The organism is Acidipropionibacterium virtanenii (genome assembly GCF_003325455.1).
In the GTDB taxonomy this organism is placed as follows: Bacteria; Actinomycetota; Actinomycetes; order Propionibacteriales; family Propionibacteriaceae; genus Acidipropionibacterium; species Acidipropionibacterium virtanenii.
This window is the reverse complement of sequence record NZ_CP025198.1, coordinates 2,742,197-2,756,042: the sequence shown is the minus strand read 5'-3', so window position 1 is coordinate 2,756,042 and position 13,846 is coordinate 2,742,197. Positions and strand designations below refer to the sequence as shown.

General features: G+C 66.7%; 13 protein-coding genes. 12 read left to right on the top strand and 1 reads right to left on the bottom strand.

Features of this window, described 5'->3' with window-relative positions; all coding sequences use genetic code 11:
* Nucleotides 1–138: 138 nt before the first annotated feature.
* The 3 genes from JS278_RS12830 (at nucleotide 139) to JS278_RS12820 (ending at nucleotide 3,039) form a co-directional block, all read left to right on the top strand.
* Entirely contained in the window at nucleotides 139–828 is a 690-nt protein-coding gene (locus tag JS278_RS12830; RefSeq protein WP_114045532.1) for a DUF4352 domain-containing protein, read from the top strand.
* Nucleotides 829–1,169: 341 nt separating this feature from the next.
* Complete coding sequence (locus tag JS278_RS12825; RefSeq protein ID WP_181833729.1) at nucleotides 1,170–1,823, top strand: DUF4352 domain-containing protein; 654 nt, start codon at nucleotides 1,170–1,172, stop codon at nucleotides 1,821–1,823.
* A 307-nt stretch (nucleotides 1,824–2,130) separates the two neighbouring features.
* Nucleotides 2,131–3,039 carry a hypothetical protein gene (locus JS278_RS12820; RefSeq protein ID WP_147243211.1) on the top strand — a complete coding sequence of 303 codons (909 nt, stop codon included), beginning with the start codon at nucleotides 2,131–2,133 and terminating at the stop codon, nucleotides 3,037–3,039.
* Between the two features lie 226 nt (nucleotides 3,040–3,265).
* Here the strand turns inward: JS278_RS12820 and JS278_RS12815 are convergent, their stop codons facing one another.
* Nucleotides 3,266–3,655: a YchJ family protein gene (locus tag JS278_RS12815; RefSeq protein ID WP_281269194.1), complete on the bottom strand. Its 390-nt coding sequence runs from the start codon at nucleotides 3,653–3,655 to the stop codon at nucleotides 3,266–3,268.
* Nucleotides 3,656–4,376: 721 nt separating this feature from the next.
* Between JS278_RS12815 and JS278_RS12810 the strand changes: the two genes are divergently transcribed.
* The 9 genes from JS278_RS12810 (at nucleotide 4,377) to JS278_RS12770 (ending at nucleotide 13,819) form a co-directional block, all read left to right on the top strand.
* The gene (locus tag JS278_RS12810) at nucleotides 4,377–5,750 is read left to right on the top strand and encodes a quaternary amine ABC transporter ATP-binding protein (protein ID WP_114045529.1); all 1,374 of its coding nucleotides are present in this window, start codon (nucleotides 4,377–4,379) and stop codon (nucleotides 5,748–5,750) included.
* A 5-nt stretch (nucleotides 5,751–5,755) separates the two neighbouring features.
* Nucleotides 5,756–6,625 carry an ABC transporter permease gene (locus JS278_RS12805; protein WP_114045528.1) on the top strand — a complete coding sequence of 290 codons (870 nt, stop codon included), beginning with the start codon at nucleotides 5,756–5,758 and terminating at the stop codon, nucleotides 6,623–6,625.
* Nucleotides 6,626–6,680: 55 nt separating this feature from the next.
* Complete coding sequence (locus JS278_RS12800) at nucleotides 6,681–7,688, top strand: glycine betaine ABC transporter substrate-binding protein (RefSeq protein WP_114045527.1); 1,008 nt, start codon at nucleotides 6,681–6,683, stop codon at nucleotides 7,686–7,688.
* A 141-nt stretch (nucleotides 7,689–7,829) separates the two neighbouring features.
* Complete coding sequence (locus JS278_RS12795) at nucleotides 7,830–8,846, top strand: glycine betaine ABC transporter substrate-binding protein (RefSeq protein WP_114045526.1); 1,017 nt, start codon at nucleotides 7,830–7,832, stop codon at nucleotides 8,844–8,846.
* A gap of 191 nt (nucleotides 8,847–9,037) precedes the next feature.
* Nucleotides 9,038–10,234 carry an aminotransferase class I/II-fold pyridoxal phosphate-dependent enzyme gene (locus JS278_RS12790; RefSeq protein ID WP_114045525.1) on the top strand — a complete coding sequence of 399 codons (1,197 nt, stop codon included), beginning with the start codon at nucleotides 9,038–9,040 and terminating at the stop codon, nucleotides 10,232–10,234.
* A 49-nt stretch (nucleotides 10,235–10,283) separates the two neighbouring features.
* Nucleotides 10,284–11,087 carry a spermidine synthase gene (locus tag JS278_RS12785; RefSeq protein ID WP_114046326.1) on the top strand — a complete coding sequence of 268 codons (804 nt, stop codon included), beginning with the start codon at nucleotides 10,284–10,286 and terminating at the stop codon, nucleotides 11,085–11,087.
* A gap of 685 nt (nucleotides 11,088–11,772) precedes the next feature.
* Nucleotides 11,773–12,273 carry a hypothetical protein gene (locus JS278_RS12780; protein ID WP_114045524.1) on the top strand — a complete coding sequence of 167 codons (501 nt, stop codon included), beginning with the start codon at nucleotides 11,773–11,775 and terminating at the stop codon, nucleotides 12,271–12,273.
* Nucleotides 12,270–12,923, top strand: a complete 654-nt coding sequence (locus JS278_RS12775; RefSeq protein ID WP_114045523.1) for a sortase domain-containing protein — start codon at nucleotides 12,270–12,272, stop codon at nucleotides 12,921–12,923. The genes JS278_RS12780 and JS278_RS12775 overlap by 4 nt, the downstream gene beginning before the upstream one ends.
* Before the next feature lie 86 nt (nucleotides 12,924–13,009).
* Nucleotides 13,010–13,819: a LemA family protein gene (locus JS278_RS12770; protein ID WP_181833728.1), complete on the top strand. Its 810-nt coding sequence runs from the start codon at nucleotides 13,010–13,012 to the stop codon at nucleotides 13,817–13,819.
* Nucleotides 13,820–13,846 lie beyond the last annotated feature (27 nt).

Here is a 13,846-nt window from a genome sequence, read left to right as displayed (position 1 = left end):
GATAAGGGGACTTATCAGCCACCGCAAGATGACGTTGCACTGTTCTCAGTCACAGTTGTGACGTCGCCGTCGGCGGGGGCCGACAGCAAGCTCAACGTCTCACCCAACGTCATCCGCACATGCGTGAAAGGAACAACCATGTCCCAGCAGACCCCGGGCCATCAGCAGCCCGACCCCCGGCAGCCCTACCAGCAGGGGCCCGTATACCAGGGTCCCAACTTCCCGCCCCAGAAGCCCAAGAAGTCCATCTGGAAGCGCTGGTGGATGATCTGTCTCTACATCGTCGTCGCGATCGCCGTGTTCGCCAATATGGGAGGCGGGGGCGGTGAGGAGGCAGCCACCACCGACTCCAGCGCCACGGCGGCCGCGGATGAGGCCGGTGACGCCGGGGCGACAGCGACGAAGCCGGCCACCAAGGCCACGAAGAAGGCGGCCCCCAAGAAGGTCGGCATCGGCACGGCGGTGAAGTCCGCCGATCTCACTCTCACCGTCACGGAGTTCAAGTGCGGAGTGTCTGTCAGCGACGGCTACCAGGACATCACCCCTCAGGGGCAGTTCTGCAAGATGTCGCTGACGATCAGGAATGACGGTTCCGACCAGGCCACCGTCGACGACTCGCAGATCAAGGTGAAGGACGCCAAGGGCAACGAGTACGGCACCTCCTCGGACACCATGACCGTTGACGGCAACATCTTCCTGAAGCAGATCAACCCCGGCAACAAGATTGTCGGCGTCGCCTACTACGACGTCCCGGTGGGTACGACGCCGGTGACCGCCGAGTTCAGGGGCTCGATCCTCAGCTCGGCCGCAGAGGTCGCCCTGTCCTGACCTGAACTGGGGCCGGGCAGAGCCGTAGCCGGTCCGTGCGGCTGAAGGCTTCAGTGGTGAAGGGCACGGCCGCTCCTGAATGCGGGCGCCGGCCGTCGCGACGCGCGGCGCCCTCGATGCTGTCGTACGTCGAACGGACCCGGTTGCAGCATCAATCCTGTGTACCGATACAATATCGGCTGTGCAACGGCCATCCATATTCAGGGTGCCCGGTAGTCATGGGGTGCTACGTCGCATCTCGTTTGAATCCTTCACCGAAAGATCGAGCCATGTCCCAGCAGTCGCCGGGTTACCCTCAGTCCCAGGGGCAGCCTGCTGGCTACCAGCAACCGTACCCACCCATGCCCGGGTATGTGGACCCGTACAGCCAGGTACCCGGTCAGCAGCCCCCCGGGTATCCCCAGGGCCCTTACCCCCGGCCGCCGAAGAAGCCGAAGAAGTCGGTCTGGAAGCGCTGGTGGATGATCTGCATCTACATCATCCTCGGACTCTCCGTCATCGCCAATCTCGGCGGGGGTGGTTCCGACGCTGCCAGTTCCGGATCCAGCGCTGCGACCGATTCCAAGGGCAAGCAAGCCACCACGAAGGAGACGAACGCTGCGGAGAAGAAGGCCGGTATCGGGACTCCAGTGACCTCGGACGAACTCACCATGACGGTGACGGCGTTCAAGTGCGGCGTCTCGGTCGCTGATCCGATCGAGGACCTGAGCCCGCAGGGGCAGTTCTGCAAGATGTCGGTGACCATCAAGAACGACGGCTCTGACCAGGCCACCGTCGATGACTCGCAGATCAAGGTGAAGGACGCCAAGGGTAACGAGTACAGCACATCCTCGGACACGGTGTTCGTCGACGGCAGCATCTTCCTCAAGCAGATCAACCCCGGTAACAAGCTCACCGGCGTCGCCTACTACGACGTCCCGGTGGGTACGACGCCGGTGACCGCCGAGTTCAGGGGCTCGATCCTCAGCTCGGCCGCAGAGGTCTCCTTGTCCTGACCCGGTCCGGGCCCGATGTTTCTCCCGAACGCAGCGCCGGAGTCTGAACGGAGCGCCAGGAATACCTGGCGCTCCGTTCAGACTCCGGCGCTGCGTCGCTCAAGGGAGTTGTCCACAGGGGAGGGCGTTCGTGACTGCGGGCAGAAGTTGTCCACAGATTGATGTCTGGCCGACAGATCAGGGCCTCCGCCCCTAGAACCTGGGTATGAAGAGCGAAGAAGAAATCCGGCAGATTCTCCGTGTCACGGATCTGACCGACGGCGACATGACCTACAAGGAACTCCGGGCGCGCATCAGAGCGGGAGACATGACCAGAGTCAGGCACGGGGCTGTGGTGGTCGGCAGACTGCAGACGGACCGACGAGCCCGGCATCTCGAGCTTCTCGCCGGGACACTTCCGGTGCTGCATGGCGAATCATGGGTGCTCAGCCACACGACGGCGGTGGCCCTGCTCGGGCTGCCGATGATGCGGGACGGCTCCGATTCCATATGGGTCAACCGGCCGCCCGGTGTGGGAGGCCACCGTCGTCCGCAGCTCATCACCCGTGCAAGCGGACTTGTACCCGACGAGATCGTGCTGGTCGACGGCCTTCGGGTGACGTCGCCGGAGCGCACGGCGATCGACATGGCCCGGGAGTTCGGGTTCGTGACCGGTGTCACGATCACCGATGCCGTCCTGGCTATGGGAGGGAGGCGCGATCTCCTGGAGCTGGAACTCGAACGCGCGCGCCGACGACATGGGAACGCCACAGCCCGGAAGGTGGTCGCCTTCGCCGACGGCGTGGTGGAGAGCCCGGGGGAGTCGATGATGAGGGCCATGCTGAAGGCAGAGGGCTGCACTCCAACCAGCCTCCAGGTGAAGATCCACGACCGCTTCGGACGCTTCGTCGCCCGCTGCGACTTCGGGTGGCTGGAGTGGGGCGTGGTCGGTGAGTACGACGGGCCGCAGAAGTACCTCCGGGATCGGAAGCCGGGCGAGAGTCTCTCCGACGTCATCGTCCGGGAGAAGGCCCGCGAGGCGGACATCCGGGACCAGAGTCTGGAGGTCGTCAGGTTCTGTGCCGACGACCTCAGGAACCCGAAGGCTGCCGCTGCACGGGTCCGACGTCTGCTCAACCAACGCGGCCTGCTCCCCACGCCCTGGACCAACCCCGCGCCCCAGATGCCGCAGGTTCCGCAGGACGACTATCCGTGGCTGCCGCCGTGGAAGTTCTGATCCGGCCGGGATCGATGTTTCTCCCGAACGCAGCGCCAGAGTCTGAACGGAGCGCCAGGAATACTTGGCGCTCCGTTCAGACTCTGGCGCTGCGTGGAGGTGGAGGGGTGGATGGGCCAGGAGGTGGGGCCGACGGGACGGGGGAGGTGAACGGCGGGGTGGTGACAGACCGGAAGAGGTGACAGACCGGAATGGGGGACAGGTGAACGGCGGGGTGGGCGGGACGTCAGCTCTCCAGGACGTCCCCGTCGACGTAGAGCCATCGTCCCGCCCGCCGACGGAACCGGGCCACCTCGTGAAGGACGCCGGGGCGCCTCCCCTCCCGGAAGGAGGCGCGGTACTCCACCACACCGGCGTCGTCCCCCTCCTGACCGCTCTCGACCCGAAGAACCTCCAGGCCGGTCCACCGCAGCCCGTCCTCCTCCACCAGATCGGGCCTGGTCCGCGGGTGCCAGGTGACCCAGAGGTGATTCCAGCGGCCCAGCACATGGGCCGTGTAGCGGGAGCGCATCAGCTGCTCTGCGGTCATCGCGGCGCGCGGATCGTCGATGATCGGACCGCAGCACGAGGAAAGCGACGCACCGGACCCGCAGGGACAGATTTCAGTGGAACCCATGGCCCCATTCTGCCGCGCGAGGCGCCGTTCCCGCAGTCGCCGGACATGCGTCCGAGTGCATTCCGGGTGGCCCGGGCGACGCGGTGCGTGAGGGTCCTGGAGGTCCGGGACGCCCGGGCGATCTCTCTGGGGAGAGCCGTCTCGCGGTAGCTGTCCAGGGCCTCCCCAGAATCCCCGATGTGGGCATGTGTACACATTATGCGGTGACGCACTCCACGGTCGTAGGTCGAGCTGCTGCCGGTACCCCCGCAGTAGCAGGAGATGCGCGCGGCGTCAGCCTGTGGGGGTGCTCTGGTAGTCCCGGGCTCTCATCTCGTCATCGGGTTGACGGCCCGGTTCCTACGGGGTCTGGAGCGGGTTGCCCGGTTCGCCCGAGCGGTGTTCATCTCGGGCCGGAGCGCACGGGCGGGTCGGTCCGCGGGAAGCTGTCGGCCGTCTCGCGAGGGCCCGACGGGTCCATCATGAAACGAACGCAACATCCTATCCGAACGTTCAAGTAGACAGCATGCACATGATTCGTGAAGACATTCTGCGCCTCGTTCCTCGAAGTTGGTAGGACCTTCTGCGCACGGCCGCCCTCGAGGAAGTCCTTGCATTCTGGGAATCCCACTGGTAGCGTGGCGGAATCGTTTGCCTGCCTAATTATTATGATACGCCGTGATATTTCAAGGATGATTTGAGGAAATATCCAGCCGAATTCAAGAGGAAGGTCTCACACGAAGTGGCTATTGTACGTGCGTCACACGTCTACAAGGTGTTCGGACGACATGAACGCGAAGTCGTCGACCGCCTGAAGGCGGGCCAGAGCCGCGAGGAGCTCGCGCATCTGGGCACCGCCGCCGTCATCGACGCGAGCTTCGAGGTCGAGAAGGGCGAGACGTTCGTCGTCATGGGCTTGTCCGGTTCGGGCAAGTCGACGCTCATCCGAACGATCAACGGCCTGTGGGCCCCCTCCGACGGCACCATCGAGATCGGAGACAACGTTGTGTCGGACATGGGCGCCAAGCAGCTTCGCGAGCTGCGCCGCGACCATGTCTCCATGGTCTTCCAGCATTTCGCCCTGCTGCCACATCTGACGGTCCGCGAGAATGCCGCTTACGGCCTGAAGCTCCAGGGCAAGGGCGACAACAACGAGCAGCTCGAGAAGGCCAATGAATGGCTGCACACCGTCGGCCTGAAGGGGTGGGGTGACAAATACCCGCACCAGCTGTCCGGCGGCATGCAGCAGCGCGTCGGTCTGGCCAGGGCGCTGGCCGCCGAGACCGACATCCTGCTGATGGACGAGGCGTTCTCCGCCCTGGATCCGTTGATCCGCCGCGAGATGCAGGATGAGCTCGTCGACCTGCAATCGAAGATCCAGAAGACCATCATCTTCATCACCCATGACCTCAACGAGGCGATGTACCTCGGCGACCACATCGCGGTGATGCGCAACGGCCGGATCTCCCAGATCGGCACCTCCGAGGAGATCCTCACGTCCCCGGCCGACGACTACGTCGCCGAATTCATCCAGGACGTCGACCGCACCCGTGTGCTCACGGCGTCGACCGTGATGAAGGAGACCGACGCCATCGTCTCCGCCAAGGCTGGGCCTCACCGGGTCATACGCATCATGGAGCAGTTGGGTATCAGTGGCATCTTCGTGGTCGACGAGAACCGGCGCCTGCTGGGCATCGTCGATGACCAGTCGGTGGTCAACGCGGCCCGGGAGGGCAAGCCCGACGTCTCCTCGATCGTCGAGAACGCCGACATCCTCACCGTCAAACCCGACGCCCCACTGGCACAGCTCTTCGCCCCCAGCTCGAGCGCCCGGGTACCTCTGGCGGTCGTCGACGACGGCTACCACTTCCTGGGCATCATCCCGCGCGTCGCGCTGCTGGACTCGATGTCACGGATGAACGGCGGCGAGTCGGACAACGGCGTCGCCACCTCCTTGGAGGACACCGGCGAACTGCCGGTGATCACCGACGAGGAGCCCGTCGGCCTGGAGCCCGCGGACCAGCGCACCACCGGCCCGCGCGAGCAGGGGAGCGGCGGTGGTTCGGGAGGAGCCTCGGCGGAACCCCGGCACACTGACGATCCCAAGGAGGTCTGATATTCATGGGTAGCTTCAACTTCTTGAGCCCGCGCATTCCGCTCGGCAGCTGGATCGAGAGCTTCTTCAACTGGTTCCAGCAGGCCTTCGACTGGCTGATCTCCTTCGTCAACTTCGTCGTCGGCGGCATGTACAACGGCTTGGAGGCAGTCCTCGGTGCGCCGCTGTACCTGATCATGATCGTCATCCTGGCGGCCATCGCCTGGTTGTGCGCCTCCTGGAAGGTGGCCGTCTTCACCCTCATCGGGTTCTACATCATCCGTGCCGTGGACCAGTGGGACAACGCCATGCAGACGCTGTCCCTGGTGATCGTCGCCGTGGTGATCGCCCTCATCATCGCCATCCCACTGGGCATCTGGGCCGCCAAGTCCAAGAAGTTCTCAGCCATCATCAAACCGATCCTGGACTTCATGCAGACCATGCCGTCGCTGGCCTACTTCGTGCCGGTGATCGTGCTCTTCGGCATCGGCCAGGTGCCCGGCGCCATCGCGACCATCATCTTCGCCCTGCCGCCCGGCGTGCGGTTCACCGAGCTGGGCATCCGCCAGGTCGACACCGAGACCGTGGAGGCCGGCGCCGCCTTCGGGGCCAGCCCGGGCCATATCCTCACCCGTATCCAGATCCCGCTGGCGATGCCGACCATCATGGCCGGCGTCAACCAGGTGATCATGCTGGCCCTGTCGATGGTCGTGCTGTCGGGCATGGTCGGCGCCGGTGCCCTCGGAGGCGAGGTCGTCGCCGCCCTGTCGCAGGTCGATATTGGGCTGGGCATGGAGGCCGGCGTGGCCGTCGTCGTCGTGGCTGTGTTCCTCGACCGCATCACCAGCGGCCTGGCCAACCGGACACCGCTGGCCCGGGCCCAGCGCGCCAGCTGAGGCCTCAAGACCTGGGATCCCCCGATCCCTCACATCAATCCGAAGGAGTAGAGACATGGTGAGGAAGAAGCTTCTGGCACTCACCGCGCTGCTGAGCGCGGGAGCACTGGCCCTTTCGGCCTGCGGAGCGTCCAACAGTGGAGGAGGCTCGGGCGAGGCGTCGGGCACCGCCGCGGCGACACCGGACCAGAAGTGGGCCGACTGCAAGCCCAGCGACGGCGCCAAGGACACCAGCAGCATGGACGCCGACAGCAAGAAGGACATCACCATCGGTGCCTTCAACGGCTGGGACGAGTCCTTCGCGACCGCCGGTCTCATCAAGAACGTCCTGGAGAAGGACGGCTACAAGGTCACCATCAAGGGGTTCGACGCCGGCCCGGGCTACACGGGCGTCGCCGGAGGCGACATCGACCTCATCACCGACGGCTGGCTGCCGCTGACCCACGCCGACTACATCAAGAAGTACGGCGACAAGCTGGAGAACCTGGGCTGCTGGTACGACAACGCCAAGCTCACCATCGCCGTCAACAAGGACTCCAAGGCCCAGTCCATCGCCGACCTCAAGTCGATGGGCAAGGAGTACAACAACACCCTGTACGGCATCGAGGCGGGCGCCGGCCTGACCAAGACCACGCAGAACTCGGCCATCCCGAAGTACGGCCTGGACAATATGAACTTCAAGGTGTCCTCGACGCCGGCCATGCTGTCCCAGCTCAAGAAGTCCACCACCGCCAAGCAGGACATCGCCGTGACCCTGTGGCGTCCCCACTGGGCCTATGACGCCTTCCCGGTGCGCGATCTCAAGGACCCGAAGGGGGCCATGGGAGGCGCCGAGGTGCTCTACAGCTTCGGGCGTCCCGGATTCGAGAAGGACTTCCCCAAGGCCGCCCAGCTCGTCAAGAACATGGCCTTCGACGACAAGAACCTGTCGAGCCTGGAGAATGTGATGTTCTCCGACGACAAGTACGGCGGCGAGAACCAGGAGAAGGCCGTGGCCGAATGGGCCAAGGACAACCCCGACTGGATCAAGAACTGGCAGGCGGGCAAGCTGCAGGTCAAGTGATTCAGGGCTGAGGCCCGCGCTCATGCCGTGATCGACCCGTCCGCGGCTAGCATCACTGCAACTGCGCGGGCCCGCCCGGGCCACGCCCGCCGCTCGGTCGCAACCGAGACCAGTCTCATCAGACTGAGAGGGAGTTCGACGATGATCAGGAAGAAGCTCGTGGCAGTCGTCGCACTGTTGAGTGCGACGACGATGTACCTGTCGGCATGCGGCGCCTCCAACAGCGGGGGCGGCTCGGCGGGGGGAAGCTCGGACGCTCCCTCCTCCAATGTTGACCAGAAATGGGCGAACTGCAAGGTGACCGACGGTGCCAAGGACGCCAGCAGCATGGACGCCGACAGCAAGAAGGACATCACCATCGGTGCCTTCAACGGCTGGGACGAGTCCTTCGCCACCGCCCACCTCATCAAGTACGCGTTGGAGAAGGACGGCTACAAGGTCACCGTCAAGGGGTTCGACGCCGGCCCCGGCTACACCGGCCTGGCCGGAGGCGACATCGACCTCATCACCGACGGCTGGCTGCCGCTGACCCACGCCGACTACATGAAGAAGTACGGCTCGAAACTGGAGTCGATGGGCTGCTGGTACGACAACGCCAAGCTCACCATCGCGGTGAACAAGGACTCCAAGGCCAAGTCCATCGCCGATCTGGAGTCCATGAGCAGCGAATTCGGGAACACCCTCTACGGCATCGAGGCCGGCGCCGGGGAGACGAAGGTCGTGCAGGACACCATGATCCCGAAGTACGGGCTGAAGAACATGAAGCTCAAGGTGTCCTCGACCCCCGCGATGCTGTCCCAGCTCAAGAAGGCCACCGCCGCCAAGCAGGACGTGGCCGTCACCCTGTGGCGTCCGCACTGGGCCTACGAGGCCTTCCCGGTCCGTGATCTCGCGGATCCCAAGGGGGCCATGGGAGGAGCCGAGAAGATCTACAGCTTCGGCCGTCCCGGATTCGAGAAGGATGATCCCAAGGCCGCGCAGCTGGTCAAGAACCTGGCCTTCAGCGATGCCGAGCTGTCCAGCCTGGAGAATGTGATGTTCTCCGACTCCAAGTACGGCGGCAAGAACAATGACAAGGCCGTCGCCGAGTGGGCCGGGCAGAACTCCGACTGGATCAAGAAGTGGGAGCAGGGCAAGTTGACCGGCAACCAGAAGTAGTCCGATCATCCGGGAGATGGCCGTTGACTCCGTCGTCCCCGAAGAATTCACTCCCAACACGCCGTCCCGCAGCTCACCAGGGCTGCGGGACGGCGCGTTGGGAGCGGCCGCACCCGTGACCCGTCCGCATCGCGGCGCCGGTCGGCGGAGGGGCGACAATGGAGGGCGCACACCCCACCTGAGAGGACGTCATGACCGCCGACCCCGCCCGATTTCTGGCCCCGCGCTACCGGATCCGTCCTCATTCGATCCTGGCGGAGGCCATCACCGCAGGGCAGCAGGCCGGTCACGAGGACCTCATCAACTTCTCGATCGGCGATCCCGATCTCACCACCGATCCGCGGATCATCCGCGCCGCGATGGATGACGCCCTGGCGGGCCACACCCACTACACGGCCGCCCACGGGGACCCAGAGCTCGTCGATGCGATCGTCGAGGCCCAGCGCTCTGACTACGGCGTAGACGTCGACCCCCGCGACGTACTGGTGACCGCCTCGGCATGCCACGCCATGGCGCTGGCCTGCATGGCCGTCCTCGACCCGGACCTGCCGTTCGGGGAGCGCTCTGAGGTGATCATCCCCGAGCCCTACTTCAACTGCTACGACGGGCAGATCGAGCAGGCCGGGGGCGTCCCCGTCCACGTGCCCACCGCCGAGGCCGACGGATTCCAGCTGCGGGCCGACGCCCTGGAGGCGGCCATCACCCCCCGCACCCGGGCGATCATCCTCAACACCCCGACCAACCCGTCGGGGGTCTGCTGGACCCGTGATGCCCAGCTGGTCATCGCGCGCGTGGCCGCCGAGCACGGCCTGCTGGTGCTGGCCGACGACATCTACACCTCCTTCTCCTACGCGGAACCCTTCATCCCCTTCGCCACCCTGCCCGGTATGGCCGAGCGCACCGTGACCATCCGGTCCTTCTCGAAGAACTACGCCATGACGGGCTGGCGGATCGGCTACGCGATGGGGCCGCGGGCGATCATCGGCGCGATGACCGACATCAACGAGAACATCGTCTACTCCGCTCCGGACCCGTCCCAGCGGGCCGCACTGGCCGCGATCCGACTGCGACACGAGATCATGCCGCCGATCGCCGAGCTCTATCGCTCCCGTCTCATGGCGGCCCACCAGGAGATCTGCCGGACCCCGAACATGCACGCCCTGGAGCCGGGTGGGGCCATCTATCTGTGGGTCAACATCGCCGACACCGGGCTGAGTTCGCAAGCCGTGATGGACGCCATGCTCACCCAGGCCCATGTGCTCACCATTCCGGGGCCCGCATTCGGGGCGTCGGGGGAGGGCTACCTCAGGCTGGCCGCCACCCTCGACGTCGAGCGCATCCGTGAGGCCTTCGCCAGGATCCGCCGGATGGAGATCTTCAGTGACTGACAGGCGCCCGCGGGGGGAGCCGGATGAAACCTCGCACACGGACGCCGGGATCGAACGTCTGATCCCCGACCCGGACCGGCCCGGTGCCTGGGTGGTGCGGATGGGCGGGGCCGACCAGTCCTGGGTGGATCCGGAGCACCCGACCCGCCTGGAGTTCGACTACATGGAGCGGATCGCCGACCACCTGGACCTTCACAGACCCCCGGGGGAGCGGATGCGGGTGGTACACGTCGGCGGGGCCGGGATGAACCTCGCCCGCTACGTGAGCGCCACCAGGCCGACGTCCCCCCAGATCGTTCTGGAACCCGACGCGCGGCTCACCGAGGAGGTGCGCCGCAAGGCGCCGCTGCCGGTTCGATCCGGCATCAAGGTGCGGCCCCTCGACGGGAGGACCGGGATCGCAGCGATGCGCGACGACTATGCCGACGTCGTCATCCTCGACGCCTTCGCCGGAGCCCGGGTGCCCGGCGACCTTGTGACCGTCGAGTGCTTCACAGAGGTCTCCCGGATGCTGGCGCCCGACGGCGTACTGGTGGCCAATGTGACCGACTCGGCGCCGATGGGATGGTCGCGGCGGGTGGTCGCCGGGCTGGGGGAGGTGTTCAGCCAGGTGGTGCTGGAGGCCGAGTCGGCGACGCTGAAGGGACGCCGGTACGGCAACGTCATCCTGGCCGCGAGCCATCTACCGCTCCCGGTCGGCGAGGTGACCCGGCGCTGCGCCGGGGCGGCCTTCCCGTTCCGGGTGGTCCATGGACCGGCTCTGGAGAGGATGGCCGCCGGAGCGATGCCCTTCACCGACGACGCCCCGGAGCCGTCGCCCGGGCCGCCCGGCGGGGCGGGCTACTTCTCCTGAGGCGCGACTGCTTCCCGTCCCTGTCGCCCCATCGTCACCGCCCCTCCCCTGTGCGTCGCCACGGCACCGGCCCCATCCACCCACCTTCACCTTCCACGGCACCGGCCCCATCCACCCACCTTCACGCAGCGCCAGAGTGTGAACGCAGCGCCAGGAATTCCTGGCGCTGCGTTCACACTCTGGCGCTGCGACGGGGAAGTCGACGAACTCGGGGAAGTCGGGAAGTCTGGAGGATGGCGAAGACAATGACGGGGGACGGGAAACGAGGGAGGGCAGGGACGTCGTCGGCTCAGGTGGTGGGTTGACCAGTACGATGGCGACCATGACGTCGCGTGCGGTGGGAGGATCCGGTCAGGTGGCCCTCAGCGTGCCGCCGGGCCAGGGCTGGCCCCCGCAGGGACACGGGGCGTCGCAACAGGACCAGGGCCACGATTGGCCTCCGCCAGGGCAGCCGCCGGGCCAGAATTGGCCTCCGCCCGGGCAGCGAGGGCAGCCGCCGGGGCCGGCCCAGCCTCCGCAGCAGGGTCCCCAGGGTTGGCCCCCTCCCGGCCAGGGCGCGCAACCGCAGGGTCGGCCGCCCTACGGTCAGCCCCAACAGGGACAGGGCTGGCCGCCCCCCGCTCAGAATTACCCTCCGCGATACCAGTCGCAGTACGCTCAGCGCCCGGTTCCGGACCAGCACCGGATGCGCGACGTCAAGCCTCCCACGCCCGCGGCGCTCACCGCGGCACGGATCGTGGTGATGATCCCCGCCGGGATCTGGCTCTTCGGGCTGCTGATGATCTGGCTGTTCCAGGGAAGCTTCTCCGAGTCGGCGCTGGGGCCCCTCGTCAGCACCTTCGTCCTCGGCCTGGCAGCCGGGGACTGGGCGCCCATGGTGCTGCTGCCGCTGGCCGGTGCGGCGCTCTCCCTCACGATGGGCGGCGGCCATCAGATCGACCGCTGGCTGTTCACCGCGGCCGCGGTGCTGTGGACGGCGTGGTTCTGGTGGAACGTGCATTTCGTGCTGACCCCCGCCTGGCTCGCCACCCTGCTGGTGGTGGCCGCCCTCATCTGCGTGTGGAACCCCCCGTACAACCGCTGGCTCAGGGACGTGGAGGCGTGGGAGATGCGCCGGGCCGTCCCGGTCGGCCCACAGATGGGCGGACAACCCGGGCGCCACGAAGGGGGAGGTCTGAGCCGATGAGCCGCCTACGTCTGCGACCCTTCGGCTGGACCGTCGTCAGTCTCGTCGCCCTGATCGTCGCCGCGGCCCTGTGGGCCGGATGGACGTGGTGGGGCAGCACCCTCCCGCCCGGGGACCGGGCCCGCGCCGCGGCGTCGTCGGCCGCCCGGTCCTGGTCGGCGTCACCGTCCCCCTCCGCGTCGACCTCCAAGGGCCCGGCCGAGGGCGATCTCATCGCGGTGATGAGGATCCCGAGGCTCGGATCGAGCTGGGCATGGCCGGTCTACGCCTCCACCGATGACGCCGACTCCGCCCTGGCCGATGGTCTGGCCTGGTACCGCGACACAGCGCTGCCCGGCCAGAAGGGCAATTTCGCGGTCGCCGGGCGTTCGGCCACCGGCGCCAACGGCTTCCGCGATCTGCGGAAGCTGCACGCCGGGGACGACGTCGTCGTGGAGACCGCATCCTCGGTGTTCACCTACCGGATCGACGTCGCCCCGGCGAGCCTCACCGTGCGCAGCACCGACGACTGGGTGCTCGACCCGGTGCCCGGCCATGCCGACGCCACCGCACAGCAGCCGCTCATCACGCTGACCACCGGTCAGGACATGATCGCCACCTCCGGCCGCTCGGTCGCCATGGGACACCTGGTCTCCGCCCGGAACCGCTAGGGCCCGGGCCGCCGCGCCGACCCGGAAGCGCCCCCGGCTGCCGGTACTCTCGGCGTCAAGCCCAAGACCAGAAAGGTCCATCCCAGATGTCACTGGCACTGATCCTCATCCTCATCATCCTCGTCGTCGTGATCGGCGGCGGGGTCGGGCTGTTCATCGCGCCCTACAACTCCTTCGTCAGACTGCGCAACACCATTCAGGAGTCCTGGCGACAGGTCGACGTGGAACTGAACCGCCGCTACGAACTCATCCCGAATCTGGTCGAGACCGTGCGGGCAGCGGCCGCCCATGAGCGCAACACCCTGGAGGAGGTCACCCGGCTGCGCAACCAGGCGGTGGCGATGGCCACCGGAGCGCGGGGCGACGCCCCCGACCCGCAGCGCTCCCAGATCGAGTCGCAGCTCACCGGTGCCGTCCACAACCTGGTGGCCCAGGTGGAGGCCTACCCGGAGCTGCGCAGCAACGCGAACTTCCTGGAGCTGCAGCGCGAGCTGGCCGCCACCGAGGACCGTATCGCCGCCGGCAGGCGCTACTACAACGCCAACGTGAAGACCTACAACACCAAGACCGAGAGCTTCCCGTCGAACCTGGTGGCAGGCATGTTCCACTTCGAGAAGGCCAGCTACTTCCAGGTCGAGGATCCGGCGGTCCGTTCGGCTCCCGGCGTCAACTTCGGGGAGATCAGCCAGCGGCCCGAGACGCAGCAGAACATCGGCCAGGCCGGGGCGCCGCAGCTCGGCCAGGGCTCCCAGGCCCAGGCTCCCGGATACGCGGCGCCGCAGCAGTCCCCCGATCAGTTGCCGGATCCGCAGGCCGCACAGCGGCCGAATCCGGCGCAGCAGGCCGATCCGTCTCAACAGCCGTGGGGGAACCAGGGTAACCAGACCTCCCAGTAGCTCCCGGGGGCCCCGACTCTCCACATT

Coding starts and splice junctions, on each gene's coding strand:
- JS278_RS12830 (WP_114045532.1), top strand. CDS start 139: ATGTCCCAGCAGACCCCGGGCCATCAGCAGCCCGACCCCCGGCAGCCC.
- JS278_RS12825 (WP_181833729.1), top strand. CDS start 1,170: ATGCCCGGGTATGTGGACCCGTACAGCCAGGTACCCGGTCAGCAGCCC.
- JS278_RS12820 (WP_147243211.1), top strand. CDS start 2,131: ATGACCAGAGTCAGGCACGGGGCTGTGGTGGTCGGCAGACTGCAGACG.
- JS278_RS12815 (WP_281269194.1), bottom strand. CDS start 3,655: ATGGGTTCCACTGAAATCTGTCCCTGCGGGTCCGGTGCGTCGCTTTCC.
- JS278_RS12805 (WP_114045528.1), top strand. CDS start 5,756: ATGGGTAGCTTCAACTTCTTGAGCCCGCGCATTCCGCTCGGCAGCTGG.
- JS278_RS12800 (WP_114045527.1), top strand. CDS start 6,681: ATGGTGAGGAAGAAGCTTCTGGCACTCACCGCGCTGCTGAGCGCGGGA.
- JS278_RS12795 (WP_114045526.1), top strand. CDS start 7,830: ATGATCAGGAAGAAGCTCGTGGCAGTCGTCGCACTGTTGAGTGCGACG.
- JS278_RS12790 (WP_114045525.1), top strand. CDS start 9,038: ATGACCGCCGACCCCGCCCGATTTCTGGCCCCGCGCTACCGGATCCGT.
- JS278_RS12780 (WP_114045524.1), top strand. CDS start 11,773: ATGCGCGACGTCAAGCCTCCCACGCCCGCGGCGCTCACCGCGGCACGG.
- JS278_RS12775 (WP_114045523.1), top strand. CDS start 12,270: ATGAGCCGCCTACGTCTGCGACCCTTCGGCTGGACCGTCGTCAGTCTC.
- JS278_RS12770 (WP_181833728.1), top strand. CDS start 13,010: ATGTCACTGGCACTGATCCTCATCCTCATCATCCTCGTCGTCGTGATC.